This window comes from Streptomyces shenzhenensis (assembly GCF_003688995.1).
GTDB lineage: Bacteria > Actinomycetota > Actinomycetes > Streptomycetales > Streptomycetaceae > Streptomyces > Streptomyces shenzhenensis_A.
The window spans coordinates 187089-213752 of the sequence record NZ_PENI01000013.1 but is presented as its reverse complement, the minus strand read 5'-3'; the positions used below and the strand labels follow the sequence as shown (position 1 = coordinate 213752).

Annotated in this window: 24 protein-coding genes and 1 pseudogene; 18 read left to right on the top strand and 7 right to left on the bottom strand. The window is 70.7% G+C overall.

Features of this window, described 5'->3' with window-relative positions:
* Positions 1-10 precede the first annotated feature (10 nt).
* The gene (locus tag CTZ28_RS21650; RefSeq protein ID WP_121891304.1) at positions 11-1342 is read left to right on the top strand and encodes an aminotransferase class I/II-fold pyridoxal phosphate-dependent enzyme; all 1332 of its coding nucleotides are present in this window, start codon (positions 11-13) and stop codon (positions 1340-1342) included.
* On the opposite strand, the gene CTZ28_RS21645 is transcribed toward CTZ28_RS21650, so the two are convergent.
* Positions 1339-2298: a DMT family transporter gene (locus tag CTZ28_RS21645; RefSeq protein ID WP_183154507.1), complete on the bottom strand. Its 960-nt coding sequence runs from the start codon at positions 2296-2298 to the stop codon at positions 1339-1341. The genes CTZ28_RS21650 and CTZ28_RS21645 overlap by 4 nt on opposite strands.
* Positions 2299-2372: 74 nt before the next feature.
* Between CTZ28_RS21645 and CTZ28_RS21640 the strand changes: the two genes are divergently transcribed.
* Positions 2373-3275: a LysR family transcriptional regulator gene (locus tag CTZ28_RS21640; protein ID WP_121891302.1), complete on the top strand. Its 903-nt coding sequence runs from the start codon at positions 2373-2375 to the stop codon at positions 3273-3275.
* 17 nt (positions 3276-3292) lie between these two features.
* Here the strand turns inward: CTZ28_RS21640 and CTZ28_RS21635 are convergent, their stop codons facing one another.
* Entirely contained in the window at positions 3293-3760 is a 468-nt protein-coding gene (locus CTZ28_RS21635; protein WP_121891301.1) for a pyridoxamine 5'-phosphate oxidase family protein, read from the bottom strand.
* 74 nt (positions 3761-3834) lie between these two features.
* Between CTZ28_RS21635 and CTZ28_RS21630 the strand changes: the two genes are divergently transcribed.
* Positions 3835-4476 carry a cysteine hydrolase family protein gene (locus CTZ28_RS21630; RefSeq protein WP_121891300.1) on the top strand — a complete coding sequence of 214 codons (642 nt, stop codon included), beginning with the start codon at positions 3835-3837 and terminating at the stop codon, positions 4474-4476.
* Between the two features lie 3 nt (positions 4477-4479).
* Here CTZ28_RS21630 and CTZ28_RS21625 read toward each other — a convergent pair whose 3' ends face one another.
* Positions 4480-4977: a Rieske (2Fe-2S) protein gene (locus CTZ28_RS21625; RefSeq protein ID WP_121891299.1), complete on the bottom strand. Its 498-nt coding sequence runs from the start codon at positions 4975-4977 to the stop codon at positions 4480-4482.
* 499 nt (positions 4978-5476) lie between these two features.
* Here CTZ28_RS21625 and CTZ28_RS21620 point away from each other — a divergent pair, with 499 nt between their 5' ends.
* Complete coding sequence (locus tag CTZ28_RS21620; protein ID WP_121891298.1) at positions 5477-6070, top strand: TetR/AcrR family transcriptional regulator; 594 nt, start codon at positions 5477-5479, stop codon at positions 6068-6070.
* A gap of 12 nt (positions 6071-6082) precedes the next feature.
* Here CTZ28_RS21620 and CTZ28_RS21615 read toward each other — a convergent pair whose 3' ends face one another.
* Complete coding sequence (locus CTZ28_RS21615) at positions 6083-7108, bottom strand: SMP-30/gluconolactonase/LRE family protein (RefSeq protein WP_183154506.1); 1026 nt, start codon at positions 7106-7108, stop codon at positions 6083-6085.
* A gap of 171 nt (positions 7109-7279) precedes the next feature.
* On the opposite strand from CTZ28_RS21615, the gene CTZ28_RS21610 reads away from it, so the two are divergent.
* From CTZ28_RS21610 to CTZ28_RS21600, 3 genes are all read left to right on the top strand, one after another.
* Positions 7280-9097 (top strand): flavin-containing monooxygenase, encoded by a 1818-nt coding sequence (locus CTZ28_RS21610; RefSeq protein ID WP_121891297.1) that lies wholly within the window; start codon positions 7280-7282, stop codon positions 9095-9097.
* 146 nt (positions 9098-9243) lie between these two features.
* Complete coding sequence (locus CTZ28_RS21605; RefSeq protein WP_121891296.1) at positions 9244-9855, top strand: hypothetical protein; 612 nt, start codon at positions 9244-9246, stop codon at positions 9853-9855.
* Positions 9856-10255: 400 nt separating this feature from the next.
* Complete coding sequence (locus CTZ28_RS21600) at positions 10256-10735, top strand: YkvA family protein (protein ID WP_259471725.1); 480 nt, start codon at positions 10256-10258, stop codon at positions 10733-10735.
* Between the two features lie 163 nt (positions 10736-10898).
* Here the strand turns inward: CTZ28_RS21600 and CTZ28_RS21595 are convergent, their stop codons facing one another.
* The gene (locus CTZ28_RS21595; RefSeq protein WP_121891295.1) at positions 10899-11441 is read right to left on the bottom strand and encodes a Chromate resistance protein ChrB; all 543 of its coding nucleotides are present in this window, start codon (positions 11439-11441) and stop codon (positions 10899-10901) included.
* A gap of 343 nt (positions 11442-11784) precedes the next feature.
* Here CTZ28_RS21595 and CTZ28_RS21590 point away from each other — a divergent pair, with 343 nt between their 5' ends.
* Positions 11785-14205 carry a PQQ-dependent sugar dehydrogenase gene (locus CTZ28_RS21590; protein ID WP_183154505.1) on the top strand — a complete coding sequence of 807 codons (2421 nt, stop codon included), beginning with the start codon at positions 11785-11787 and terminating at the stop codon, positions 14203-14205.
* Positions 14206-14265: 60 nt separating this feature from the next.
* Here CTZ28_RS21590 and CTZ28_RS21585 read toward each other — a convergent pair whose 3' ends face one another.
* On the bottom strand, positions 14266-14961 hold the full coding sequence (locus CTZ28_RS21585) for a LysR substrate-binding domain-containing protein (protein WP_183154504.1): 696 nt from the start codon (positions 14959-14961) through the stop codon (positions 14266-14268).
* A gap of 113 nt (positions 14962-15074) precedes the next feature.
* On the opposite strand from CTZ28_RS21585, the pseudogene CTZ28_RS49975 reads away from it, so the two are divergent.
* A pseudogene (locus CTZ28_RS49975) lies at positions 15075-15491 on the top strand (GNAT family N-acetyltransferase, cg3035/Rv0428c family); the annotation flags it as partial.
* Positions 15401-15853: a GNAT family N-acetyltransferase gene (locus tag CTZ28_RS49970; protein WP_259471724.1), complete on the top strand. Its 453-nt coding sequence runs from the start codon at positions 15401-15403 to the stop codon at positions 15851-15853. The pseudogene CTZ28_RS49975 and the gene CTZ28_RS49970, both read left to right, overlap by 91 nt.
* A 266-nt stretch (positions 15854-16119) precedes the next feature.
* Here CTZ28_RS49970 and CTZ28_RS21575 read toward each other — a convergent pair whose 3' ends face one another.
* Positions 16120-17601, bottom strand: a complete 1482-nt coding sequence (locus tag CTZ28_RS21575) for an MFS transporter (protein WP_121891291.1) — start codon at positions 17599-17601, stop codon at positions 16120-16122.
* A 190-nt stretch (positions 17602-17791) separates the two neighbouring features.
* On the opposite strand from CTZ28_RS21575, the gene CTZ28_RS21570 reads away from it, so the two are divergent.
* The 8 genes from CTZ28_RS21570 (at position 17792) to CTZ28_RS21530 (ending at position 26401) form a co-directional block, all read left to right on the top strand.
* On the top strand, positions 17792-18268 hold the full coding sequence (locus tag CTZ28_RS21570) for a MarR family winged helix-turn-helix transcriptional regulator (protein ID WP_121891290.1): 477 nt from the start codon (positions 17792-17794) through the stop codon (positions 18266-18268).
* 37 nt (positions 18269-18305) lie between these two features.
* Positions 18306-19274: a hypothetical protein gene (locus CTZ28_RS47115; RefSeq protein WP_183154502.1), complete on the top strand. Its 969-nt coding sequence runs from the start codon at positions 18306-18308 to the stop codon at positions 19272-19274.
* A gap of 89 nt (positions 19275-19363) precedes the next feature.
* Complete coding sequence (locus CTZ28_RS21560) at positions 19364-19870, top strand: SigE family RNA polymerase sigma factor (protein WP_121891289.1); 507 nt, start codon at positions 19364-19366, stop codon at positions 19868-19870.
* A 578-nt stretch (positions 19871-20448) separates the two neighbouring features.
* Complete coding sequence (locus tag CTZ28_RS21550; protein WP_183154501.1) at positions 20449-21708, top strand: glycosyltransferase family protein; 1260 nt, start codon at positions 20449-20451, stop codon at positions 21706-21708.
* 286 nt (positions 21709-21994) lie between these two features.
* Positions 21995-22927, top strand: a complete 933-nt coding sequence (locus CTZ28_RS21545; RefSeq protein ID WP_147481175.1) for a hypothetical protein — start codon at positions 21995-21997, stop codon at positions 22925-22927.
* On the top strand, positions 22924-24336 hold the full coding sequence (locus CTZ28_RS21540) for a peptidoglycan-binding protein (protein ID WP_259471723.1): 1413 nt from the start codon (positions 22924-22926) through the stop codon (positions 24334-24336). Before CTZ28_RS21545 ends, CTZ28_RS21540 begins: the two co-directional genes overlap by 4 nt.
* Positions 24333-25058, top strand: coding sequence for an ABC transporter ATP-binding protein (locus tag CTZ28_RS21535; RefSeq protein WP_121891284.1), 726 nt, complete (start codon positions 24333-24335; stop codon positions 25056-25058). Before CTZ28_RS21540 ends, CTZ28_RS21535 begins: the two co-directional genes overlap by 4 nt.
* Complete coding sequence (locus tag CTZ28_RS21530) at positions 25055-26401, top strand: ABC transporter permease (RefSeq protein WP_121891283.1); 1347 nt, start codon at positions 25055-25057, stop codon at positions 26399-26401. Before CTZ28_RS21535 ends, CTZ28_RS21530 begins: the two co-directional genes overlap by 4 nt.
* Positions 26402-26664 lie beyond the last annotated feature (263 nt).

Genomic DNA, 26664 nt, shown 5'->3' with positions numbered 1-26664 from the left:
AATGTGGTTTGTGCTAGGAGAGTATCGGATCGAAGGCCGTGGCGCAGCGGAGATTGCCGCCAGTGTCGAGGGCGCGGTGGGGGACGGCCGCCTGGAACCCGGCCGACTGCTGCCGCCCATGAGGGAGTTGGCCGCCACGCTGGGCGTCAATCCCAACACCGTGGCCGCCGCCTACCGCACCCTGCGCGAGCGCGGGGTCATCGAGACCGCCGGCCGCCGCGGCAGCCGGATCCGGTCCAAGCCGGCCACGACCGGCCGTGAGCAGCTGCACGTGGCCGTGCCGCCCGGGGTGCGCGACCTGTCCGACGGCAACCCGGATCCCGCGCTGCTGCCACCGCTCGCGCCCGCGCTCGCGGCGGTCGCGGAGGCGGGGGACAGGGCGCCGGTCCTGTACGGCGCCGAGCCGGTGGAGCCGGAGCTGGCCCGGATCGCGCGGGCCGAACTCGACGCCGACGGCGTGCCCGCCGGGCCGCTCGCGGTGACGTCCGGATCGCTGGACGCGGTGGAACGGGTCCTCGTCGCCCACCTCAGACCGGGCGACGCGGTCGCCGTGGAGGATCCCGGCTGGGGCCGCACCCTGGACCTCATGCCCGCGCTCGGGCTGCGCACGGTTCCCGTGGGCGTCGACGACGACGGGCCGCTCGTGGACGAGCTGCGCCGCGCCCTGGAGTCCGGCGCGCGTGCGCTGATCGTCACGGATCGCGCGCAGAACCCCACCGGCGCCGCGGTGAGCGCCGCACGCGCGCGTGCCCTGCGATCCGTGCTGCGCGCGCACCCGCACACCCTGCTGATCGAGGACGACCACGGCCACGGCGTCGTCGATCTGCCGGTGCACCCGCTGGCGGGCGGCACCCGGCACTGGGCCTTCGTCCGCTCGGTGGCCAAGGCGTACGGCCCCGATCTGCGCCTCGCCGTCCTCACCGGCGACGCCGTCACGGTCGACCGGGTGCGGGGCCGGCAGCGGCTGGGGCCGGGCTGGGTCAGCCGACTGGTGCAGCGCACGGTGGTCCGGCTGTGGGCGGACGGCGCGGTGGACGGACCGGCGGTCGCGGCGGCCTACCGGGCCCGCCGGGACCCGCTCGTCGACGCGCTCGCGGAGCGCGGGATCCGCGCCCACGGGCGCAGCGGCATGAACGTCTGGATCCCGGTCCCCGACGAGACCGGCGCGGTCGCCCGCCTTCTGCACGCCGGCTGGGCCGTCGCCCCGGGCGCCCGGTTCCGTCTCGCCGCCCCGCCCGCCATCCGCGTCACCGTCTCCACGCTCACGGAGCAGGAGACCGTGCCATTGGCGGACGCCGTCGCGGCGGCCCTGGCACCTGCACCCTTCCGGAGCTACGGCTAGCCGGGCGTTACCTCCGGCCGCGGGGTGCGGGGTTTCGGGCGGGCCTGGGTGAGGGCCGCGCCCGCCAGCACGATCGCCGCCCCCACCGGAGTCGTCCAGGTCAGCGACTCGCCCAGGATCGCGACGCCCGCGGCGGTGGCGATGACCGGGATGAAATAGGTGACCATCTGGGCCGTCGTGGGCCCGACCTCGGCGACCAGGCCGTACTGCACGAGGACGGCCAGACCGGTGCCGAGCGCGCCCAGCGCGGCGACGGCGAGCAGCGGGACGAGCGGGAAGCGGCTCGGGAAGGAGGTGAACAGGGGGGTGACGACGGCCAGTTGGACCGTCGCGAGGAGCAGTTGCGCGCCCGTCATCGACAGATGCGAGTGGCCGGTCCCGGCCAGCGTGCGGCGGACGTAGATCCAGCCGACGGGATAGCTGAGCGACGCCAGCAGCGCCATCGCCGTACCCGTGGCGTCCAGGCCGTGGAAGCCCTGCCAGGCGCCGAGGACGGTCAGCACCCCGAGGAAACCGAGGCCGAGCCCCGCGACCCGCAGCCGCGTCGGACGGTCCTCGGAGAGGGCGACCAGGGACAGGGCCATGCCCCACAGGGGCGAGGTGGCGTTGCAGACGCCGGCCAGCGTGGACGGGATCGTCAGCTCCGCGTACGCGAACAGGGAGAAGGGCAGGGCGTTCAGCAGGAACGCGGCGACCGTCAGCCGGAGCCAGGTGCGCGCCCCGCGCGGCAGCCGCTCCCGCTTCACCGCCATCGCCGCCACGAGCACCGCCGCACCGAACACCAGCCGGCCCAGCGTGACCTGGAACGGCGCGTAGCCGTCCGTGCCCACCTTGATCAGCAGAAAGCTGAAGCCCCAGATCAGCGACAGCGCGCCGAACCGGAGGCGCCAGTCGAGGCGGGCGCGGGGGACGGCGGCGGGGCGGACCCCGGCCCCGGGGGTGGTGACGGTGCTCATGGGCGCAACGATGCGGCAGCCCACCTCGTAGCACAATCGAAATTTCTCACCGAATACCTCTTAGTATTGCTTACATGTTGAACCTGGAGCGCCTGCGCACCCTCGACGCCCTCGCCCGGCACGGCTCGGTCAGCGGGGCCGCGGAGGCACTGCACGTCACCACCTCCGCCGTCTCGCAGCAGCTGGGCAAGCTGGAGCGGGAGGTCGGGCAGCAGCTCCTCGCCAAGAACGGGCGGGGCGTGCGCCTCACGGACGCCGGCCGGCTGCTCTCCGAGCACGCGGCCCGCATCCTCTCCCAGGTGGAGCTGGCCCAGTCCGACCTGGAGGCGCACCGCGGGCAGGTCGTCGGCGAACTCCGGCTCTCCGCGTTCCCGACCGCGGCCCGCGGGCTGTTCCCCACCGCGCTCGCGGCCCTGCGCGCCCGGCACCCGGCGCTGCGGGTGCGCTCGTGCGAGCTGGAACCGGAGAACGGCGTAGCCGGGGTGGTGCGTGGCGACCTCGACCTCGCCGTCGTCCTGGACTGGTACAACAAGCCGATGCCGGTCCCGGACGGGCTGGTGAAGGCGCCCCTGCTGGACGATCCCGCCGATGTCGCCATGCCCGCAGGACACCGGCACGCGGAGCGCGCGGAGGTGGACCTCGGGGAGTTCGCCGACGACGAGTGGATCACCTGGGGCGAGGGCGAGTTCTGCCACGAGTGGCTGATCTTCACGCTGCGCTCGCGGGGCGTCGAACCGATCGTCGGCCACCGCGCCGCCGAGACCCACACCCAACTGGGCCTGGTCGCCTCCGGGTTGGGCGTGTGCATCGCCCCACGGCTGGGCCGTCACCCGGTGCCGCCCGGTGTCGTCATGGTCCCGCTCACCCAACGGGTGCGCCGTCATGTGTACGTCGTCTGGCGGGCCGACGCCGACCGCCGTCCGTCGATCCGGGCGGCGGTCCAGGCGCTGCGGATGGCAGCGGAGACGGTGGGCTGAGCCCAGGGCGAGCCGGCCTAGGACATGCCCAGTTTGCGGAAGTCCCAGGAGACGATCTTCTCCGGGGTCAGCCGCGCCCAGGCGTGCCGGCCGTCGTGCGGCATCTCGTCGAGGCCGAAGTTCTTGCGGGCGAACAGGGTCTCCGGAGTGTCGAGTTCGGCGCGCAGCTCGCCGGTGCGTGGGATCTCGCCGACGAACTCCACGGTGCCGGACAGCTCGACACCGCGCAGTTGGTCGTACTCCTCGCCCGAGTCCACCACGACCGCCACCCGCGGATCGCGGCGCAGCTCGGACCACCGCTTGCTGCGCACCACCGAGTACAGCCACAACGAGGTGCCGTCCCAGGCGAACCAGAGCGCACTGACGTGCGGCGCGCCGTCCGCGGAGACGGTGGCGACCCGGCAGGTGCGCTGGCCGGTGAGGAACGCGTCCAGTTCACCGGGCGTCATCATGATCTTCCGGCCCCGGCGTTGAGCGACGGTCATACGGCCCCCTTCTTCCCCTCTCGGGCAATGCTGGTTAGTCTCGCCCGCCCCGCACCTCGGCGAAAGGGGGCGTCGTGCCGTCCTCGGAACGGCTCAGTGAACTCCTCGATCCCACGGCCACCGTGCTGCTCACCGTGGAGTGCCAGCAGGGCGTCGTGGGACCCGACGGCGCGCTGCCCGAACTCGCCAGGGCGGCCCGCTCGTCGGGCGCCCTCGGCAATGTCGCCCGGCTCGTCGCCGCCGCGCACGACAGCGGCGTCCAGGTGATCCACGCCATCGCCGAGCGCCGCCCGGACGGCCGGGGCGCCGGCCGCAACGCACGGCTGTTCCGCGCCGCCGAACGGCTGCCCGTGCAGCAGTTGACCGGAACCACCGCGGTGCGCGTCGCGCCCCCGATCGAGGTGGCCGAGCAGGACATCGTGGTACGGCGCCTGCACGGCCTGTCGCCCATCCAGGGCACCGAGGTCGACGCGCTGCTGCGCAATCTGGGCTGCCGCACGCTGATCGTCACCGGTGTCTCGGCCAACGTCGCGATCCCCAACGCGGTCTTCGACGCCGTGAACCACGGCTACACCGTGGTCGTGCCCGCCGACGCCATCGCGGGGGTGCCCGCCGACTACACCCCCGCGATGATCCGGCACACTCTCGCGCTGGTCGCCACGGTCGCGACCACCGAGGAGGTGCTCGGCTGCCTCAGACGGCGGCGCGGGTCCTGAACCTCACGCGAGCGTGATCTCGTCCCCGGACACCGTGATGTTCTGGGCGGGCAGCGGCTGGGTGGCCGGACCGCTCTGCACCTTGCCGTCCGCGACGGAGAACCTGCTGTTGTGGCACGGGCAGACGATCGCGCCGTCGGCGACGCTGCCCACCGCACACCCCTGGTGGGTGCACTTCGACGAGAACGCCTTGAACTGGCCCGCCGCCGGCTGCGTGACCACCACGCCCTGGTCCTTGAAGATCTTGCCGCCGCCCTCCGGGATCTCGGAGGTCTTCGCGAGCACGGCTCCGCCGGCCGCGGCGTTCTCGCCACCGCCCGAACCGCCGCCACCGGAACCGCCGTCGCCTTGTGCGCCGGTGCTGCCGGCCGGGTCGGACGAGCCGGAGCCGCTGTCCGATCCGCAGGCGGTCAGAGCGACGGCGAGCCCCGCCGCTCCGGCCGCCGCGACAACGGTACGGCGGGTCGGCCCCGCCGTGAGCTGGAGCGATGCGCTGGTCATGAGGGAATTCCCTTCCGCGGAGCTGTCTCGTGATCCGTTCAGGGGTACGGCCCGCAGGGGCCGCCCGTTCAGCCTTGTTCGAAATCCTGACGTGCTCGCGGTCGGAAGGCCGTAAGGCGCGGCCGTGACACGTCACGCGGTACCCGCGCGGGTGCCGGTGGCGCCGGCCTGCGGTGGCCGGTGTGATGATCGGTGTGCCGGACCGGGTATGCTCGTTCCAGAGCCGGTCGCCGCAACTCCGGTTGGCTGGTGCTGCGTTGGTGGTCCAAGGAAAGACGTCCCGCTTCCTGCGGGGAGATGCAGGTGCAAGGCCTGCCCGGCGCTCGATCGTGAGGGGCTGTCCGCAGTGTGCGGACGGCCCCTCACACGTTTGTCCCCGTTGCGGACAGCCATGGTCAAGGCGTGCGGCACCGGCAGACCGGGCACCGCAGCCGCGCGCTCCGGCCGCCTCGGGAGAGAGGCCCGAACCGTGTCTGATCCGGTCCGATATCCTCACGGCGTGACACGGCGACCCCTCCCTGACGAGCGGCGGCCCGCGAACGACGGGCCGAAGGCCGCCGCGCGCAACCGGGCTGCCCTTGTCACCGCCGCGAGGGAGATCTACACGGAGTCCGGCGTGCGGGCTCCGCTGTCCGCGATCGCACGCCGGGCCGGCGTCGGACAGGCCGTCCTGTACCGGCATTTCCCCGACCGGGCCACGCTGGCGCTCGCCGTACTGGAGGAGAACGTCCGGCAGATCGAGCTGGCGGCGGCAGCGGACGGCACGGACATCGCCCAGGTCCTCGGCGTGCTGACCTGGCATCAGACGGAGTCGGCCGCTTTCGTCGGTGTCCTGCACGCCGATGAGGCGGGCAGCCACTCCGGCACCCCCGCCTACGCCCTGACCCTGGCCCAGCGGGTCGAGCGAGCCCTGCGCAGGCATCTGCCGGACGGGCATCGGCTCGCCGGGGCGCCCGATGACCTCATGATCGCGGTCAGCATGGTCTCGGGCGCCGTCACCGGCCCCACTCGCGAGCAGCGGGAACGCCGGGCACTGACGGCGTGGCGGCTGCTCGGTGTCGAGGTGGGAGCGGTGCGGCCCTTCGAGGGGTGAGTGGCGGGGGTGTCAGCCGCCGTTGGACTGGCGGATCCCCTTTGCCAGCGCGTCGAATGTGTACACATAGCCCCCGGCGGGCCCGCTGACGGTCATGTACGCCTTCGTCCCGCCGGGCGTGATGGCCACGTTGGTCGCCGATTCGAGCCCTTCGGCGGCGCGGGCGGGTACCTCCACGGTCGCCAGGCGTTCACCGTTCTTGCTGTAGACCGCCATCGCGGGCCTGCCGTGCAGACCCTGGTAGAGGTTGCCGTCCGCGTCCACGGCGATCGAGTCGGTCTGCGCGATCCCGCCGTCGACCCGGATGGCGGTGTGCCGGGACACGACCCTGCCCTCGCCGTCGAGGCGGAGGTAGGAGATGCGGTTCTGCGTCAACTCGCTGAACCACAGCCCGCGGTAGTCCACGTCGAACGAGATGCCGTTCGGCGCGGCCAGGTCGTCCGCCAGGACAGTGGCGTCCTTCCCTGCGCGGTCGATCCGTACCACGCGGCCCTTCGCCTCGCCCTCGGACATACCGCGTGAGTCACTGATGTACAGGTTGCCCTCCCGGTCGAAGGCGAGGTCGTCGGGGTTCATCCGCGCGCCGTCGACCTCGCCGGAGAAGAAGGTCCGCACGTCACTGCCGTCCGGGGCCAGACTCACGATGTCACCGTGGGCGAAGTCGGTGAGGTAGATGCGCCCGTCGTAGGGGCTGAACTGGGCCGAGGTGTAGGCGCCGCGGTCGTCGGTGTGGACCTTCCGTGAGGTCTTCTTCCGGACGTCGACGCGCAGCACCTTCGGTTCCCCGGCGGGAGCGGTGACATCGACGACGAGCAGCGTGCCGTCCTCGTCGAGGACCGGACCCTCCAGCAAGGTCATCCCGGTCTGCTCGTGCACCTGCGTCAGCTGCATCACCTTCTGCGCACGGATGGTGCGGTCCCCGCCGGCGCCGGCCGCCGCGTCGATGGCGGATCCACCGGTCTGCGTACCGCACCCGGTGAGGGCCAGCACACCGACCGCGGTGAGCCCGGCGAAGGGGCGGATCGAGAGTCGTCGCATGTCAATCACACTTCCTGTCCGAGTATGCGGAAGCAACCGCCACAGTAACCGGACAACGCTGTCCGGTACTTGTTACCGTAGTGCATGGCTGCTCAAGTCCCGTGACTTCTCGCCCACTTCATGGGTGAGGTGGCTGCATCGCAGCGAACCGGAAGGAACAGGTTCCCCCACATGGCGAATTCACACATGCTGTCCACCGAGGCACTCGCCGACCTGCGGAAGCGTTATCGGAGCGAACGGGAGCGACGGGTACGGCCCGACGGCGTCCGGCAGTATCTCGGCGCCGACGCCGAGTTCGGCTACTACGCCGCCGACCCGTACGCGGGAGAGGCCGCCGAGCGCGAGCCGGTGCGCGACAAGGTGGACGTCGCGGTCGTCGGCGGCGGATTCGGCGGCATCCTCGCGGGGGCGCGGCTGCGTCAGCGGGGCGTCGAACGCGTCCGCGTCATCGAGACGGGCGGTGACTTCGGGGGAACCTGGTACTGGAACCGGTACCCCGGCATCCACTGTGACGTCGAGTCACACGTGTACCTGCCGCTGCTCGACGAGACCGGATACGTCCCGGAGTGGAAATACGCGCCCGGTGAGGAGATCCGCCGGCACGCGGTGCGGATCGCCGAGAAGTTCGACCTCTGCGCTGACGCCCTGTTCTCCACCTCCGTCACGTCTCTGACCTGGGACGACACCTCCGAGGCGTGGATCGTCACGACCGACCGGGGTGACACGTTCCGGGCCACGTACGTCATCACGGCCACCGGCACCCTGTCCGAGCTGAAGCTCCCGGGCATTCCCGGCATCGAGACCTTCAAGGGGCACACCTTCCACACGTCACGCTGGGACTACGACTACACGGGCGGCACCCCGGACGGCGGCCTCACGGGCCTTGCGGGCAAGCGCGTGGGCGTGGTCGGCACCGGCGCCACCGGCATCCAGGTCGTCCCGAAGCTGGCCGAGGACGCCGGACACCTCTATGTCTTCCAGCGCACCCCCTCCACCGTGGACGAGCGCGGCAACCGCCGTACCACCGCTGAGGACGTCGGCGCCGGCCGCCCGGGCTGGGCGAGGGAACGGCGCGACAACTTCCTGCGGATCGTCGCGGGCGAGACCACCGACGAGGATCTCGTGGCGGACCGGTGGACCGCGTCGGCGGGCCTTCTGGAGAAGCTCCTGCCGAGCTTCCGCCGCCAGGGCGACCGAGCGGCCTTCGAGGCGGCCTACGAGGCCGCGGACGCCGTCAAGATGAACGAGATCCGCGCCCGGGTCGAGCAGATCGTCACGGATCCGGAAACGGCGGAGAAGCTCAAGCCCTGGTACCGGTACGCCTGCAAGCGCCCGACCTTCTCCGACTTCTACCTCCAGGCGTTCAACCGTGACAACGTCACCCTGGTCGACACCGCGGACACCCACGGCATCGAGCGGATGACCGAGCGCGGGGTCGTCGTCGGGGACACCGAGTACGAACTGGACTGCCTCGTCTTCGCCACCGGCTTCTCCGTCGGTGTCTCCGGCATCCACTCGGGCCGGCTGCCCGTACGAGGCCGACAGGGCGTCAAGTTGCAGGACGCGTGGCGGGAGCGGGGACCGCGCACGCTGCACGGTTTCACCAGCAACGGCTTCCCGAACCTCATCCAGCTGGGTGGTACGCAGAGCGCCAGCAGCGTCAACTACACACACGTACTGGACGAGCACGCCGTCCACGCCGCGGCACTCGTCGTCGCCGCCGAGACCGCGGGAGCCCTGATCGAACCCTCCCGGGAGACCGAGGACGACTGGATCGCCGTCCTGGCCGACGGCGCCCCCGACCACGAGTGGTTCCACGCCGAATGCACCCCCGGCTACTACAACGCCGAGGGTCGCGGCCGGCCGAACGGGCCGGTCGCCTACCCGCACGGCGCGGTCGCCTTCCACGACCTGCTGAGGCGGTGGCGGGAGGAGTCCATGGACGAGGCACTCAACACCAGGACCGCCCTCCCGGATCAGAAGCTGTAGCCAAACCTTCGTCTGCCGGGCGGCCGACGGAGCGCAAGGCGGCCTGCCACGAGGCTGGCGGGCCGCTCTGCCGCGGGCGCTGCCGGGGTTCGGGGCGCGCGTGGCCAACCGGCGGACCGTGCCTGAACGGCTGAGACGATGCCCCGGTGAGCTACTTCTCGTATTTCAGTGTCGACCCTGGTCACGGCTGGCAGGACGTCCCGGAGCCCAGGCGGGTCGAGCCGGGCCAGTGGCCGAAGCTGGAGGCTGCGCTCGCCGTGGTCAACCGCGATCTGATGGCGACTCTGCCGGGCCAGGACGCGCTGATACTGATGCGTGCACCGTCCTGGGAGCCGCTGCCCCGGAACGCCGTTGACGGGGATCAGATCTACGTGGCGATGCCGGACGGCCGTTGGCACGGCAACTCGGTCAATGCCGGTGACCTGGAGGAGGGCGCCCCGCGAGAGCCGGACGATGCGACGGCGGTCCTGGCCGTGGTCGCGGCTGCGGCGCAGGAGACCGTCATGGAGTTGCTCTGGCGGGTCTGGCCGATCTGCTCGGCACACAAGATCGGAACGCACCCTCGCCCCGCAGGAACCACCGAAGACTGGTACCAGGACGAGACCGACTCGGCAGGCCCAGTGGTGTGGTGGTGCAGGGGCGGCCGGGACGGCGCGTGCCACGACGTGTCCCTGGTGGGCGAGTTGGCCGCCACCCTGCCGGGAAAGCAGCGACGGGCCCTGCGGCGCAGTGCGCGCAAACGGGACGGTCGCCGATGATCGCGGGCCCGGCGTCGCAAAGGCGGTTGACGCCACCTCGGCTTCGGTGGCGGAACCTTGGGGATCTGCTGGGCTTCTGCTCCCCGATTGCTGGGCCGGCTCTCTGCTTGCGGCGGTGGCTCCGATTCCGGCTCCGGCAGTTCCAAGCCGGACACCCAGCAGGCGGCTCAGGGCACCGGCTTGGACGCGGCGGTGGCACTGCGCCCGGTGGCCGGCGGACGGCCACGCGGCGGAAGCGGATCACCTCGATCGGCACCGGCAACAGCGTCAGCGCCATGACCCGAGCCCGCCCAAGGGCAGCGCACGGCCCCGCGCCCGTCAGCCGGCCGGGCCCGCGCCTGGGGCGTGAGCGCCCAGCGGGGGGCGGTCTCGTGGCCGGATCGGATGTTACACCCGTAACATGGAGCCTAGGAGTGAGCAGCCCATAGGAGCACGTACCGGTGTGGGGGAGCGGGATCCGGTGAGCGAGATGTGGCAGATCCTGATCGGGATGGCCGGCGGCGTGCTGCTGTGCTGGTTGCTGCTGCTGGCGGCCCTCGCGATCGCCCGCCCCAAGGGCAACCTGCTCACCGGGACGGTCCGGCTGCTGCCCGACCTGCTGCGTCTCGTCTCCCGGCTCGCCCGCGACCGCAGCCTCCCGCGCCGCACCCGCTGGCTGCTCTGGATCCTGGCCGCCTATCTGGCCCTGCCCGTGGACATCGTTCCCGACTTCATTCCGGTCCTCGGGCACGCCGACGACGCCATCGCTGTCGCCCTGGTACTGCGCGCCGTCATCCGGCAGGCCGGCATCGATGCGCTCGACCGGCACTGGCCCGGCACCCCCGACGGGCTCGGTGTCGTACGCCGGCTGGCAGGGCTGCCCGTGGCGTCCCAGGAGTAGGCAGACCAGATCCGCCACCACCGCCGAGGCCTTCGCAGGTCACGGTCACCCGCCGACAACCCGGGGCGGGCGGCCGGTCTCTGACGCATCCGTCGGCAACGCGGCACCGCTCCGGCGCAGTCGGCAGCTCAGGGAGCTGCCGGACCGGCGCATTCCCGCCCGTCTACGTCTCGCGCTCCAGCGCCGCGGACTCGAACGCGGCCAGCGCCGTGGCCGCTCGCTCCAGTTCGGCGCGCACCTCCTCGCCCCGTGGTGCGCGGAAGTAGTCCCGGGCCTCGATCTTCGCCACCCACGACCGGAACCGCTCCAGATCGGCCTCCGACTCCTCCACCTCGGCGAAGACGGCTCGGCCGCGCCCGGACTCCATCTCCAACTCGGCGAAGAACGACGGAAGCCGTTCGAGCACCTCCGCGTACTCCTCGTCGATGGCAGCGGTCATCTCGGCGGCGAGTTCCCCGAGCTCACCACCGTCGGCGATCTCGACGTGCACCACCCGCATCCGCCCCCCGTCCGTACGGACCCGCTCGCGCAGTTCTGCCAGAGCGGTGGCCACGGCAGGCCGGTCAGGCAGCAGGCACACGGACTGCTGCAGGTACAGCGCCCCAAGCCCCTTCAGCTTCCGCCACACCTGCATCCGCAAGGACGAGGCTGCCCCGGCCGTCGTCACCGACACCAGCAGCCACCGCGCATCCACTTCGTTCACCACAGCGCGACCGTAACGGCTCCGGGTCGGACTGCGGTGCGTTCGACGGGCGTTCGGCGGGGCGTAGGGGTCTCGACTTTGTCTACCAGGAAGACGAAGTTCTACAAGTTCCGTCTCTCTTCTATCTGTTGGAGGCGGAAGCGGCTAGATTCCACTCCGCTCCGCCCACAGCACCCGTCGATCGGCACTGATCCTGCTCTGGCAGCTGTGCCTCCCGCTGAAAGCGGCCACGTCCGCTCCGACCGCTGACCCCAGCGTCCGTCGACGTCCGTGAATGAAGCAGAGACAGGAGATCCCAGTGGCCCGCCAACAGGGAAGACACCGGCACCCCGCGCATCGAATGAAGATGTTTCTGCTCACTCTGATCCTTCCGCTCGCGCTGGTGACGCCGGTCGCCGCGGCCCATGACGGACCGCACGAACCGCCGGTCGGCACGCCGTCCGAAGGCCAACTCCCCCGCGACGACCGCTTCCAGAAGGTCCTTCTCGAAGGCACCGGGCTGACCCAGCCGATGCGGATCAGCGTCGCCCCGGACGGCCGGGTCGTGTACATCGAGCGGGACGGACGGGTCAAGGTCTGGGATCCCAGGACGAAGTCGTCCGCGACGGCCGGCACGGTCCCGGTGCGCGTCGTCGGCGAACTCGGTCTCGTCGGACTCGCACTGGCCCCCGACTTCGCCACGTCAGGCCATATCTACCTGCACTTCTCGCGCCCGGACTGGGACACGTCGTACGTGTCCCGGGTGGCGCGCTTCACGCTGAGCCCGAGCAATGTCCTCGACCTCGACTCCGAGACGACGGTCATCGACATCCAGCATCCGAAGGGGGTGGGCGGCGGCCACAGCGCGGGCGATCTGCTGATGACCAGGCGCGGCGTGCTGTTCATCGCGACCGGCGACAACACCAACTGCTGTGCCTCACGCGGATTCCCCGGCACGGACGAGCGGCCGGGACAGGCGGGCGGCGACGCGCAGCGGACCTCCGCCAACACCAACGACCTCAACGGCAAGGTCCTGCGGATCGTGCCGAAGAAGAAGGGTGGCTACGCCATCCCGAAGGGGAACCTCTTCCCCGAGAAGGCCGACCGCCACGACAAGACCCGCCCCGAGATCTACGCCATGGGCTTCCGCAACCCCTTCACGCTCGGCGACTACGACGAGAAGACGGGCGCGCTCTGGATGGCGGACTACGGTCCGGACGCGGTGCAGCCGGACCCCGAGCGCGGTCCGGCCGGACATGTCCGCCTGTTCCTGATGAGGGGCGCGGGCAACTACGGCTGGCCCTACTGCACGATGGACAACCAGCCGTACAACGACTGGAACTACGTGGACGACAAGCCGGGCCCCTGGTTCAGCTGCGAGAAGCCCGTCAACGACTCGCCCAACAACACCGGCCTGGTCCACCTGCCCCCGATCGAACCGGCGACGGTCTACTACACGTACGACAAGCAGGAGTACTTCCCGCAGCTCTACGGCGGCGGCGCGATGGCGGGGCCGGTGTACCACTACGACCGGAAGAACCCCTCCGAGACCAAGTTCCCGGACTGGTTCGACGGCCGGCGCTTCCTGTACGACTGGACGACCGACTGGGTGCAGAGCGCGGCCTTCGACAAGAAGCTGACGACACCTCAGGACATGCGCGCCTTCCTGCCGGACGTCGACTTCAGCAAGCCGATGGACATGGAGTTCGGCCCCGACGGCTCCCTGTACGTCCTGGAGTACGGCAACGGCTGGGGCTCCAGCAACGACGACTCCGGGCTCTACCGGATCGACTACACCGAGGGCAACCGCGCGCCCCAGGCCGTGCCCGAGGCGAACAAGGACTCCGGACCGCTCCCTCTCGCCGTCGACTTCGACGCGAGCGGGTCCACCGACGCGGACGGTGACGCGCTGACGTACGCCTGGGACTTCGACGGCGACGGTACGACGGACGCGACGACGGCGCAGGCGTCGTACACCTACCGCACCGCCGGATCCTACGAGCCCCGGTTGACGGTCACGGACAGCGGTGGCAAGTCCTCGACCGCGCATCTGTCGGTGGTGGCGGGCAACACACGTCCCGTGGTCACCATCGAGTCGCCCGCCGACGGCGGCTTCTCGGACTTCGGCGCGGACATTCCCTTCAGGGTGAAGGCCGTCGATCCGGAGGACGGTGCCGTCGACTGCACCAAGGTGAAGGTCACCTACCAGCTCGGGCACAACCAGCACGGCCACCCCATGGCCGAGGCCACGCCCGACGCGAACTGCGAAGGGGTCCTCGCCCCCGGCCGGGACGCCGAACACGGCCCCGGCGCCTATGTGTTCCACATCGTGCGGGCCGAGTACACCGACGGCGGCGCGCCCGGCGGTGCTCCGGCGCTCACCGGCGCGAGCGACATCGTGCTGCATCCGGGCCAGTACAGCGCCGCCACCTATCCGCGCGGGCAGGGTGTGGGTCTCTACACCGGGCAGCTGTTCGTTCCCGACTCGGGCAACTGGTTCATGTTCCCGCGGATCAACGTCGCCGCCATCGACCAGCTCTCGATGGAGTTCGCCACCCGCACGGCCGGTGCGAACGTCACCGTGCACGCCGGCTCGCCCGACGGCCCGGTGGTGGCGACGTTCGAGAACCTGCCGCACACCGGTTCCACGTCCCTGTCCAACCGGGTCTACAGGACGTTCACCGCGGACGTGACCGACCCCGGCGGAGTCCACGACCTGTACTTCGTCGGTACGTGGCCCGACGGAGTCCAGCCCGAACTGTTCGTACGTACCTTCACTTTCGAGTGAGCGGGGCGACGACGGGCAGCGGGTGCCGGCGGCCGGTGGACGGCGTCGATGAGCCGGTGATCAGTGAGCGTCGCCAGGGGGGGGAGGGCGCAGGAGATCGAGCACGGCGTCCACCGGCGGTCTGGCGCCGAGCGAGGAATGGGTCATGGCGTAGACGGCGCGAGTGAGGTCCGTGTCGGCGACCGGCCGCAGGGTGATGTCGGGGCTCGGGTCGTGGGCGTGTGCCACGAGTTGCGGCACCAGGGCCACCCCGAGTCCCTGGGCCACCATGCGCAGGACGAGCTGGTAGCCGTCGACCGCGTGCGCAATCCGAGGTGAGAACCCGGCGACCGCGCAGGCGCGTCGGACCAGAGCGGCGCTGCCGTCCTCTCGTGAGCCGACGATCCACGGCGCGTCGGTCAGGTGACGCAGGTCAACGCCGCTTCGATGCGTCGCCGACGCGCAGGCGTGGTCGGTCGGCAGAACGAGGAAGACCGGCTCGACGACCAGGGGGTGAACCGTGAGCTCGTCCGGGGCGGGGGTCGGCGTGAGGTTGTAGCTGTAGCAGACGGCCACTTCGCAACGCCTCGCGCGGAGCGCGGAGAGGGCCTCGGGCGGTTCCAGCTCGCGGAGGGAGAGCCGTAGGTCGGGATACCGTTCGCGGGCGGTGACCAGGGCCGGGACCACATGCACTGCGGCGAAGGTCGAGAAGCATGCGACGTCGATCGGTCCGCGCGGCGTATCGGCGGCTCGCAGATCGCGCTCCGCAGTCGCCAACGCCGCCAGCACAATGCGGGCATGCGCGACCAGGCGCCGTCCCTCGTGAGTGAGCCGTACCCGGCGCCCGACCCGCTCCAACAGCGGTACCCCTGCTTCGCGCCGCCCGGGCCGTGAAGTCAGCGCCAGGACAGGAGAGCACGTTGATCGACAGGCTGTTGATCGAGCGGTATGCGGCGGAGGCATGGCCGGCTGCCGAGGCCCGGGAGGAGGACGGCTGGCTGCTGCGGCATACGCCGGACGTGCCACGCCGCCGGTCGAACTCCGCCCTGCCTCTGGCGCGAGGCGAAGCCCTGTCGACGGCTCTGTCCCGGGTGGAGGACTTCTACACCACCCGGGGGATGCCCATCGCCGTCCCGGTGGCGCCGGCAGAAGAGCACACCGCACTGGACGCCTTGCTCGCCGAGCGCGGATACCGACGAGATGGGGCGCTCCTGGTATGCACCGCACCGACCGGTACCGTGATGACCGGTTCCCGCCCCGCGGTTCCGCTGGGGGTGACCGTCGAGGAGCGTCCGACCCGCCGGTGGTTGGACGCCTTCATCGCCCTGGACGGCCACGACAACAGCCACGAGGCAGCAGAGCGAATCCTCTCCCGCGTTCCCGGCCCCGCCGCCTACCTCAGCGTCGAACGCGACGACCGGGTGGTCGGCATGGGGCTCGTCGTGGCCGCCCCGGCTGCGGTGGAGTCTTGTGCATGGCCACCCACCCCGACCACCGGCAGCAGGGCATCGCCACCGCGGTCCTGCACGTCGGTGCCCGCTGGGCCGCGGCACGCGGCGCCGAGGAGCTGTACCTGCACGTCATGGACGACAATCAGGCCGCGTGCCGACTCTACGACCGCGTCGGATTCCGCCTCTCGCACACCTACCACTACCGAATAAAGCCCTGAGCCACCCGACCGCTGCCGACGCGAGGGCACGACCCACGTGCTCCTCGATGGCACCCCCAGGCGCAGTTCCTGCTGGAGAACAGCGAGTACGGCATCGAACGCGCCGCCCGTCCGGCAGGGTTCGGGTCGCCCACGACGTTCCGGGATCGTGTTCGAATCGCGTCGTGGGCACGAGCCCAAGGGCTTGCCGCACGGCATTCCGGGCGGGCTCCGTGACGCCGGCGGCTACGTGATCGCACGTCAGGCCCGGTGCCTGTGCGTCGGCGTTACATGTGCACGGCACCACCGGTGGTGGTGTCGACCCTGTCGCGTCGGTAGAGGGCCAGGGTGATGAGGCAACCCGCGGCGAACAGGCCGGCGGACCAGGCGTAGGCGGTGGAGTAGCTCTCCAGGGCCGCACGGCCCAGCACGAGCGGGTTGCCGGGGTCCTTGTCGTGCAGATAGTGGGTGGCGGCGCTGGTGGCCAGGGTGTTGAGCAGGGCGGTGCCGAGGGATCCGCCGATCTGCATGGCGGTGTTGACGGTGGCGGAGGCGACGCCGGCGTCGTGGTCGGCGACCTGGTGGGTGGCCAGGCTCATCGCGGGGGCGATGACACCGCCGATACCCAGTCCCACCACGACCGTGGCGGGGAGCACGCCACCGCTGTAGGTGCTGTCGAGGTCGAGCCGGGTGAGGTAGACCATGCCGGCGGCCGCGATCAGCATGGCGGCAGGCACGACGGGCTTGGGGCCGATGCGAGGCAGCAGGACGCTGGTGGACAGCGCCGAGGCGACCATGAGTGCGGCGACCATGGGCATGAAGGCCAGGCCGGTGCGGACCGGGGTGAAGTGCAGGGTCTGCTGCAGGTAGTAGGTCAGGAAGAGGAAGACACCGAACATGGCGGCGCCGACGATGCCGACGGACAGGTAGGAGGCGCCTCGGTTGCGGTCGGCGAGCACGCGCAGGGGCAGCAGCGGGTGGGCGGCGTGGCGCTGCCAGAGGACGAAGGCGAGGAGCAGGACGGCGCCGGCGGTCAGGGTGCCCCAGGTGGAGGGCGCGGACCAGTCGTGCTGTTCGGCGTTGGAGAAGCCGTAGACGACGGCGAACAGGCCGGCTGAGACGAACAGGGCTCCGGGGATGTCGATGCGTACGGTGGTGTCGCGACCTGCGCGGGGCAGCAGGAAGAGCGCGCCGAGGAAAGCGACGGCGGCGAAGGCCAGGTTGACGAGGAGGGTCCAGCGCCAGGTGAGGTATTCGGTCAGCAGGCCGCCCAGGAGCAGTCCTATGGCGCTGCCGGAACCCGCGATCGCGCCGAACACGCCGAAGGCGCGCGCCCGGTCCTTGCCGTGGCTGAACAGGGTGCTCAGCAGGGCCAGAGCGGCGGGGGCCAGAAGGGCGCCGAAGAGCCCCTGCAGCGCGCGGGCGGCGATCAACACGGTGAAGTTGGGTGCGGCGCCGCCCAGCGCGGAGGCGGCGGCGAAGCCGACGAGTCCGAGCAGGAAGACGCGGCGCCGGCCGAACATGTCGGCGATGCGGCCGCCGACCAGCAGGAGGCTGCCGAAGGCCAGGGCGTAGGCGGTGACGACCCACTGCCGACTGCCGTCGGAGAATCCGAGGTCCGCTTGGGCGGTGGGCAGGGCGATGTTCACGATGGTGGCGTCGAGGACAACCATCAACTGCGCCGTACCGATCACCGCCAGTGCCCACCAGCGCCGCGGGACGGCATCGACTGGGGGTGAAGACGCCTGGACGGTTTGGGTGTTGGTCATGACGAGTGTGCCTTTCCGGGCAGGCTGTTACGCGGGGTTCGCGGTGGTGGACGAGGCGGAGGGCAGCGTGCGGCAACGGCCGACGGCGGGCTCATCCCCACCAGAAAGCTTGGAATCTCCAAATAGATTGCACCTGGGGTTCGCCTGTGTCAAATTTGGATTCTCCAACTAATAGCGAAGGTGGCAGGACATGGCACACGCCCCCCGCGACCAGCAGGCACGCGAGGACCTCACCTATGCACTGGTCGACCGCGTTCTGGCGCTCTCGGGTGCCACGTTCGGCGCGGTGAACCGGGCGCTGCGAGAGCTGGAGCTGACCGAGCCGCTGGCCAACCTGCTGTGGCACATCAGCCCGGTCGCCGCCGCGCCCACAATGGGCGAGCTCGCGGGCAAGCTGTACTGCGATCCCTCGACCGTCACGTTCCTGATCGGCAAGCTGGAGAAGGCGGGACTTGTCGCGCGCCAGCCCGGCGCGCGCGACAAGCGCAGCCGGGAAGTCCACCTCACCGATGCGGGGCGTGCGGCGCGCGGGCGCCTGGTGGAGCTGGTCACCGAGCACACCCCCTTGATCAACCTGTCGACGGCCGAGCGCGAGCAGTTCCTCGCGCTCGCGTCCAAGGCGCTGCCGCTCGAGAGCGACTCCGAGCCGCCCGAGTGCTTCGCCTGATCCTCGACTCGCGTGCGTCGACCCGTACGACGGTGAGGTGCTCGGCACCCTGAAGACGTTTGGCCAGTGGCTGCCCGCCCGGCCCTGGCTCGACGATCCGCACTGCAACCTGCACGTGGCGATGGGGGTGCTCATGGCCCTGGTGTTCTCGGCGGGAGCGCTGTGGTTCGTGGCCGCGGTTCTCTTCCTGGCCGACGGCCGCTTCCGGGGCGGGGCATGGCCTGCGCGTGTGACATATGGCGGGCGGGCGGGGCTCGTCGGTGTGAGGCTGACCGGCACGGGACCGTGGGCGGTGGCAGGGATCCTCGCCGTCGTTCTGGCAACGATCGGCGTGGCCTGGTGGCCCGTGGCCTCGGCCAGGCGCGAGCCCTGGACCCGGTCGCCCGGCGGAACGTGTCGTTCAAGGTGTGGTCCGTTGGCCAGGGCGCATCGCGCGCGGGCAGGTTTTCGTCGTCCGGTCGGTGGACGTGTGGCCACGGACGGCGTTGTCACCGAGGTCGGTCCGGGTGAGCCCGTCGTCGGCGCGGATGCCCAACTGGCCGGTACACCCCGGCTGGCCGACCAGGCCGCGGGAGTCTTCGGGCCGGTCGTGCTCGCCCTGGCCGCCGCCATGCTCGGATTCCGGCCCGGCGTCGGAGCGGAGCCTCAGGAGGTGCTGGCCGCCGGGCGAATGCGGCTTCAGGCGGGCCTGCCCGCTTCGCCCGCGCGTCTACTGCGGTCTGTGCTCCGCGCCAGGGAGAAGGCGGCCCAGAATCGACCGCTCCAGTTCGATGAGGATGGTTTCACTGCCGACATGAGGATTGGGCAGGGTCCTCTACAGGACGAGCCGGCCGTGCATGGCCGTCCACAGGTGGAGCCCGACGGTGGCGAGCGCGGCGTGAATGAGGTCCTTGACTCGGCCATGAAGACCCCACCCGCTCCAGCGCCCGCCCGGCCCGGAGTTCAACCGATGCCGGCATTCCGGCCTTCGTCGACCCGGAACTCCGGTCGTTGGTCTGGGGCGTGATCCGGATCACAGGGCGTGGGTGCAGAGTGCGTGGCATGCCAGTGCCTTCTCTTTGATGTAGGCAACTGACGAAAGCAGGGACAGTGCGGATGGCGCAGGCTCGGGCCAGTGAATTCGACGAGTTCGTCGCTTCCCGCTGGTCGGCGTTGATGCACCTCGCCCGTCTGCTCGTCGGAGGCGACCGGCATCGGGCGGAGGACCTGTTGCAGGAGTCCCTGGTCAAGCTCTGGTTCGTATGGCCCAGGGTCGCCGATGACGCACCGGAGCCGTACGTCCGCAAGGTGATGGTGCGGGCGGCGGCACGGTCGAGCCGGCGGCGTTGGTGGGGTGAACGCCCGGTCGAACGAATGCCGGAGGTGGCGTCGGCCGGCGATGTGTCCGCGGATGTGGCGGAGCGCTCCCGGCTGGAGGCCGCGCTGGTTCAGTTGTCACCGAAGCAGAGAGCGGCGGTGGTGTTGCGCTACTACCAGGACCTGCCCGAGGGACAGGTGGCGGAGGCGCTCGGGTGCCCGGTGGGCACGGCTCGGTCCCATGCCGCACGTGGCGTGGCGCGGCTGCGGCAGCTCCTCGCCGATGTCATCGAGCCGGTCCAGTGAAGGAGAACCCCATGGATCACTTCGAGCGGCAGCTGGCGCGGATGATGCACGACGCCGAGGAGCCCGCGCCCTTCGGACCGAGGCACCGGAAACGTCTCCGGGAAGGGGTGAGTGCCCGCCGTCGCGCCCGGGCCGCGAAGAGAGCCGTCGGCTCCGTCCTGACTCTCGCCGGCCTCAGTGTCGGGCTGTTCCTGTTGTCCGGGGATCCGACCCGGGCCGAGCCCGGGGAGCCCAGACCGCTGCCCGCCACACGCCCGTCGCCCCCCTCCCCGGTCATGACGCCCGGTGCCGCCTCGCCCTCGCCCACGTCCACCGAAACCTCGGACCCGAGAGCCACTGCGACGCGGTCGCCGACGTCTGCCCCGCCTTCGGATACGGAGACCACGCAGAACGCCCCGTAGGCCGCCCGGCTCTCGCTCAGCACGGCATGACCCCCGAGCGCGCCGTTGCCCCGGCCGCGTGTTCGGCATGCCCTTCACAAGAGAACAAACAAGGACGAACAGTGACAGACCGAGGATCAGTCGCCGGGCCTTCGAACTCGGCGTCCCGTCATGGACGGACCCACGAATGGATGCCTGATGACCACGACCCTGCCCACCACCGAGCCGTCGCCCCCGCTTCCGCCGCGCCGTGCGCCCGGCGGGAACCCAAAGGGTCCGCTGCGGAAACGCCCCGGCACCCCCGGGCTGCGGCTGCTCGCCCGGCTGACCCCCGCGGACCTCCGGGTGCTGCGCCTCTACCTGTTCACGCGCCTTGGGTTGTGGCTCGTCACCTACAGCACCGCATGGCTGGTCCGTGCCGGATCCGGCGCCAAGACACCCGCCTCCTGGCTGTCCCTCTGGGCGCAATGGGACTGGTGCCACTATCAACACATAGCCCAGTACGGCTACTTCGCCCCCTTCCCGGGCATCAGACCCGAGGCCGACAACAGAGCGGCCTTCTTCCCCGGCTTTCCGCTCGTGCTGCGCGCCGTACACACCGTCATCCCTGACTGGACCGTGGCCGGGCTGCTGATCTCCCTGGTGAGCGGTGCGGTGGCCGTCACGGCCCTGGCCAGGATCGCCGGAATCGGCCGGACGGACGGCGCTGTGGCCGGCCAACGCGCCACGGGCTTCCTGCTGTTGTCGCCCGCCGCGATGTTCCTGGCCGCCGGATACACGGAATCCCTCTTCCTCGCGTTCGCACTGCCGGCCTGGCTGGCGGCGAAGCACCGCAACTGGCCCGTCGCGGGGCTGCTCGCCGCCTTGGCCACCACCACCCGGGTCAGCGGTCTGTTCCTGGCCGCCGCGATCCTGGTCGAGTTTCTTCTGGCCCGCGACGGCCGCCGAGGCCCACGCCGCCTGCGCTCCCTGCTCTGGTGCTTGGCGCCCGCGGTACCCGCCGCGGCCTACACCGGCTACCTGCATGCCCGTACCGGTGACTTGATGGCCTGGAAGCACGCACAGGAACGTGGCTGGAACCGCGAATTCCACACACCCGCCGAAGCGTTCAGCAACACCTGGCGCAACGCCTTCGACCACGTTCAGAGCACCGGCTACGCGTGGGAGTTCCAGTTCGAGCTGGTGGCGATGGCGGTCGGGATACTGCTGCTCTTCGTGCTGCTGCTCCGCCGCCGCTGGCCGGAGGCCACCTACACCGGGCTCACTCTCTGGGCCCTGGGGACGTCGTACTGGTACCTGTCGGTCCCCCGCGCCACCCTGCTCTGGTGGCCTCTGTGGACCGGCCTGGCCCACTGGAGCCTGCGGCGTGGGTGGGTGACGGAGGCGTATGCCGGCGCGGTGGCTCCGCTCATGGTGGTCTTCACCGTGACGTTCGCTTCGGGCCACTGGGCCGGCTGAGGAGAGCGGACCGAATCAGCCAGGGCTCCAGCCCTGTCACCGAGCGGGGGACGGGTGCGGCCGCCTGGACCACACGAACTGTGGCACGCATCACATGGGACAGGTGCAGGGAACGAGGGTGGCCAGTGCCTTTTCCCTAGCGTGGTGGCGTTTCGGTGTCGACGACACAGACCCATCGGGCGAACCCTTCCGGGCTCCTGACGTGGGCGGCACCCCACCGCCGCACCACCACACGACGACTCCCCGTCGAAGAACATCGAAGGACATCGAAGGACAAGTGATCACGTTGCGGTTCCGCAGTATCGGGATGGTGCTCGCGGCAGCAAGCATGCTGTCCCTGTCGGCGTGCAGCCAGAACGACTCCGACAAACCCGCCTCCGTCGCGAACGACGAAGGGGGCACCCGGCGCGGAGGCAGCCCAGCGACCGAGCCGGGCGGCGCGCTGACCATTCCAGAGGACGCCGACCCGGACACGAAGAATTTCTACCTCGCCGAGAACGCCAAAGCCGCCTGCATGAAGAAGCGGGGGTTCACCTACACGCCGAATCCCGGCTTCACGTCGAACGAGGCGAACTCGTCGATCGACGGCGCGGACTACGAACTGGCGAGGAAGTACCGGCAGAAGTACGGATTCGGTATCCACTCGCGAGCCGTCTACCCCAACGACCCGGCTGCACCTGGCCCCGTCGAGTTGAGCGACCCCAACAAGCCCTACCGCGACTCTCTGCCCGGTGCACAGCAGAAGGCGTACGACAAGGCGTTGGGAACGCAGGGTGCGGCCCGGGTCGACGGCACGTACGAGGGTCCCTCCAAGGGCAGTTGCAGCGCGGAAGCCGAACTGAAGGTGTACGGCCCGGCCAAGTCGGCGGCGGAGCAGGAACAGGAGAACGCGAAGCGGTCGGAGCGCGACAGACAGGCTGGGCAGGCGCTCAACGGTGACCAGCAACTCGTCTCCCTCGCCCAGGAGTACGCCTCCTGTCTGCGCAAGGCCGGCATCGTGGTCACCACCACTCAGCCGACCAGCATCGGCGACACGGTGAAGTTCCAGGTGAGCGCCCAGGTGCCGCCGGACGCCCAGCCGCTGAGCAAGCAGGAGGCGATCCCGAAGCTCACCCGCGAGATCGACCTCGCGCTCAAGGACCTCGAATGCGGCAAAGAGTTCAGGGCCGCGTACTGGCCCAAGTTCAAGAAGAACCCCTACTTCGGGAACAACGGGTGAAGCGCGACCAGAGGCGCCCGAGCAGTCGTACGACACGACTGGGCGTGATCGTCGGGGCGGTTGCCCTGGTCGGGGCGGGCGGCTGGATCGCCGGCACCCGGATGGAGTCGCCCGCGGACGCCGCGGCCGCGCACCAGCCGCCGAAGGCGGGCCCGGTGACCGTCCCCGTGGTGCAACAGGCTCTGACCGCCACCGTGGTGGCCCAGGGAAGTCTGGAGTACGGGTCTTTGAGGAGTCTCACCCTGGCCGGTCCCGTCGGCGCTTCCGAGGAGGGCGGCGAGAGCGGTGCCGCGGCCCAGCGGGTCACCAAGGTGCCCACCCGCGGCAGCGTTCTCCGGGAGGGCAGCGTCCTCATGCAGGTCAGTGGCAGGCCGGTGCTGGTGCTGCGCGGGCCGGTACCGATGTACCGGCCCATCGGCCCCGGTTCGTCGGGGGACGATGTCAGGCAGCTGCAGAACGCCCTGAACAGGCTGGGTTTCGCGACGGGCGGCGTCACAGGGACCTACGGACAGGGCACCGCGTCAGCGGTCAGCCGTTGGTACCGCAGCGAGGGGTACGCGGCGCAGGAGCCCAGCACCGCCGACCGGCAGCAGCTGGGACAACTGGAGTCCGCCGTGTCCGACGCACAGCTCGCGCTGCTCACCGCGCAGGGCTCCGGCGAGGGAACGCAGGGCGACGGCGGATCCGGAACGGAATCGGCTCAGGCACGGTCCCTGCAGATCAAGTCGGCAAGAAAACAGCTTGAGTTGGCGAACTCCGCTCTGAGCGCCTTCAGGTCCGCGTACGGAACCAAGGTCCCGGCGGGAGAAGTGATCTTCCTGCCGGAGCTTCCGGTCCGGGTCGACAAGACCAAGGTGCGCGCCGGCGACGCTCCGGACGGGGAGGTCGCCACCGTGACGAGCTCCGACCTCGTGGTGGAGGCGGTGGTGCCCGACACGGACGCCGGATCGCTGAGGGAGGGGATGACGGTGCGGGTCACGACGCAGGACGGCAAGGAGGCCAAGGGCGTCCTCGACGAGATCGGTGGTCCAGGCACAGGGGCGGAAGGCTCTGCGGGGAACGCCGGTACCGGTGGGGGAGCCGAGCAGGCCGGGAGTTCCGGTGGTGGGGCATCCGCCCCTGTGCCGCTGCGGATCTCCATTCCGAAACCCGGCCCGCTGGCAGGCGCCGGCGCGGGCGGCACGGCGACGGTGACCATCAAGGTGGGCGACTCGGACGGCGAGGTCCTTGCCGTGCCGGTCGCCGCGATCCAGACCTCGGCGGACGGTCAGGCGCGCGTGCGCGTCCAGCGGGGCAAGCAGTCGGTGGATGTCGACGTCGACCTCGGGATCTCCGCCGACGGGCTCGTCGCGGTGAAGTCAAAGGGCAGCGGGCTCAAGGAGGGCGACCTTGTGGTGGTCGGCCTGTGACCGAGCCACCCGCACACGTCGACACGACGAAAGAACGCGACGTCATCAAGCTGACCGGGGTCGGACGCAGCTTCGATTCCGATCCGCCCGTGCACGCACTGCGTGATGTGAACCTGGCGATCCGGCGAGGGGAGCACCTGTCGATCGTCGGACCGTCCGGTTCCGGGAAGTCCACTCTGCTGAACATACTGGGGCTGCTGGACAGGCCGAGCGCGGGGGACTACTGGCTCGACGGAGTGAAGACCGGCGCCCTCCCCGATCGTCAGCGCACCGCGCTGCGCGGAAGCCGTATCGGCTTCGTCTTCCAGTCCTTCCACCTGCTTCCTTACCGGACGGTGGAGGAGAACGTCATGCTGGCGGAGATCTACCGCAAACCCCGCGCAGGCAGGGGGCGTCGGAGCCGTGGCGAACGGGCCAGAGCGGCTCTGGACCGCGTGGGGCTCTCGCACCGGCACGGCTTCAAGCCGGATCGCCTGTCCGGCGGTGAACGCCAGCGCGTCGCCATCGCCCGGGCTCTGATGAGCGAACCGGCTCTTCTGCTGTGCGACGAACCCACCGGCAACCTCGACAGCGAGAACACCCTCTCTATCCTGGAGCTCTTCGACCAGCTGTGCGCCCAGGGCCTGACGCTGGCCGTCATCACCCATGACGAGGCGGTCAGCAGGCGTGCGAGCAGGCGCGTACGCATCAGTGACGGGCGGCTCAGTCAGGAGGTCGTATGAAGACCTCGCACCGTACCGGAGCTCCGGACGAGGCCCCGGCCGAATCCCGCCAGAAACGGCTGATCAGGCCGGGGCGCGGTCGGCGTCCACGGCTGCGCTCCGCTGAGGGGCAGGACTCCGGGCAGGTCGAGCGTCCCTGGATCTCTCCCAGAGACCTCTGGACCGAGGCGTTGTCGGGCGTACTGGCCCGCCCGGTCCGGTCCGCGCTCACCACACTGGGCACGGTGCTGGGCATCGGCACGCTGGTCATCACGATCGGGGTGGCGTCCACGGCCGCCAACCAGATCGTGGGGCGGTTCGACGCCCTCACCGCCACTTCGGTCACCGTGGTGGTGCCGCCTCCACCCCCATCGTCCGACGCGGTCCCGCTGGCGGACTGGCGGGGTGTCGACGCCGTGGACCGGCTGGCCGGGGTGGAATCGTCCGCCGCGCTCGCGGAGTCCGACAAGACGGCCGCCGTGCAGGTGCGCGCCAACGACGTGGTCACGCCCGGTGGCGTGTCCGGCCAGACACTGGCCGTCGTCGCCGCCTCGCCCTCCCTGCCCACGGCGGTACGCGGCGCGGTCACCGCAGGCCGGTTCTACGACACCGGAGACATCGACCGGCACGAGCGGGTGGCGGTGCTCGGAGACCAGGCCGCTCGCCTCCTCGGCATCAAGGGGGTGGCGGACGCGCCCGCGGTCTTCTTCGACGGACACTCCTTCACCGTGATCGGGATCCTCGGCGGATTCCAGCGTGAACAGCGCCTTTCCACCTCGGTGATCCTGCCTCCCACCACGGCGAGGGACCGCCTCGGCCTGGACATGGTGAACCGTGTCCTGATCAACACCTCACTCGGTGCCGCGCAGCAGGTCGCCAGGCAGTCACCCACAGCTCTCTCGCCCAACAACGCGAAGGCGCTCACCGTGCTCGCGCCGCCCGATCTGTCGAAGGCCCGCAAGGGGGTTCAGGGCGATGTCAACGGCCTGTTCCTGGTGCTCGGACTGGTCTCGCTGATCGTGGGTGCCATCGGCATCGCCAACGTCACACTGGTGACCGTGATGGAACGGGTCGGGGAGATCGGGCTACGGCGTGCCCTGGGCGCCTCGCGTCGGCAGATCGCCGGGCAGTTCCTCATGGAGTCGACCATGATCGGTCTGCTGGGCGGCGTCATCGGCGCCTCCCTGGGTGTGGTCGTGGTCGTGTCCGCGTCGGCGCTCAAGGACTGGACTCCCGTACTCGACAGTCGGCTCGCCCTCGGCGCGCCGGTTGCCGGCGCGCTGGTCGGGCTGCTCGCGGGGGTGTACCCGGCGCTACGGGCCTCCCGGATGGAACCCGTCGAGGCACTACGAGCCCCGTCCTGAGCACCGGCGCGAGGCCTACGGTGCCGTACACCTGAACGTGGCTCAGGCAAGGGTTCGGGCCACGGTTCGGCGGTCCAGGCCGAGCCCTCGGGCCACGGACCTGTGGCTCCGACCAGAACGGGTCAGGGCGTGCATGGCCTTGATCGGGGGCAGTGCTGCGGGCCGACCTCCGCGGCGGCGGGCTTGAGTTCGGCGACCTGCCGGTGGAACGGGTGGCCCACGAGGCCGGCTTCGCCACCGCCACCGGATCAGCCGCGGCGGCG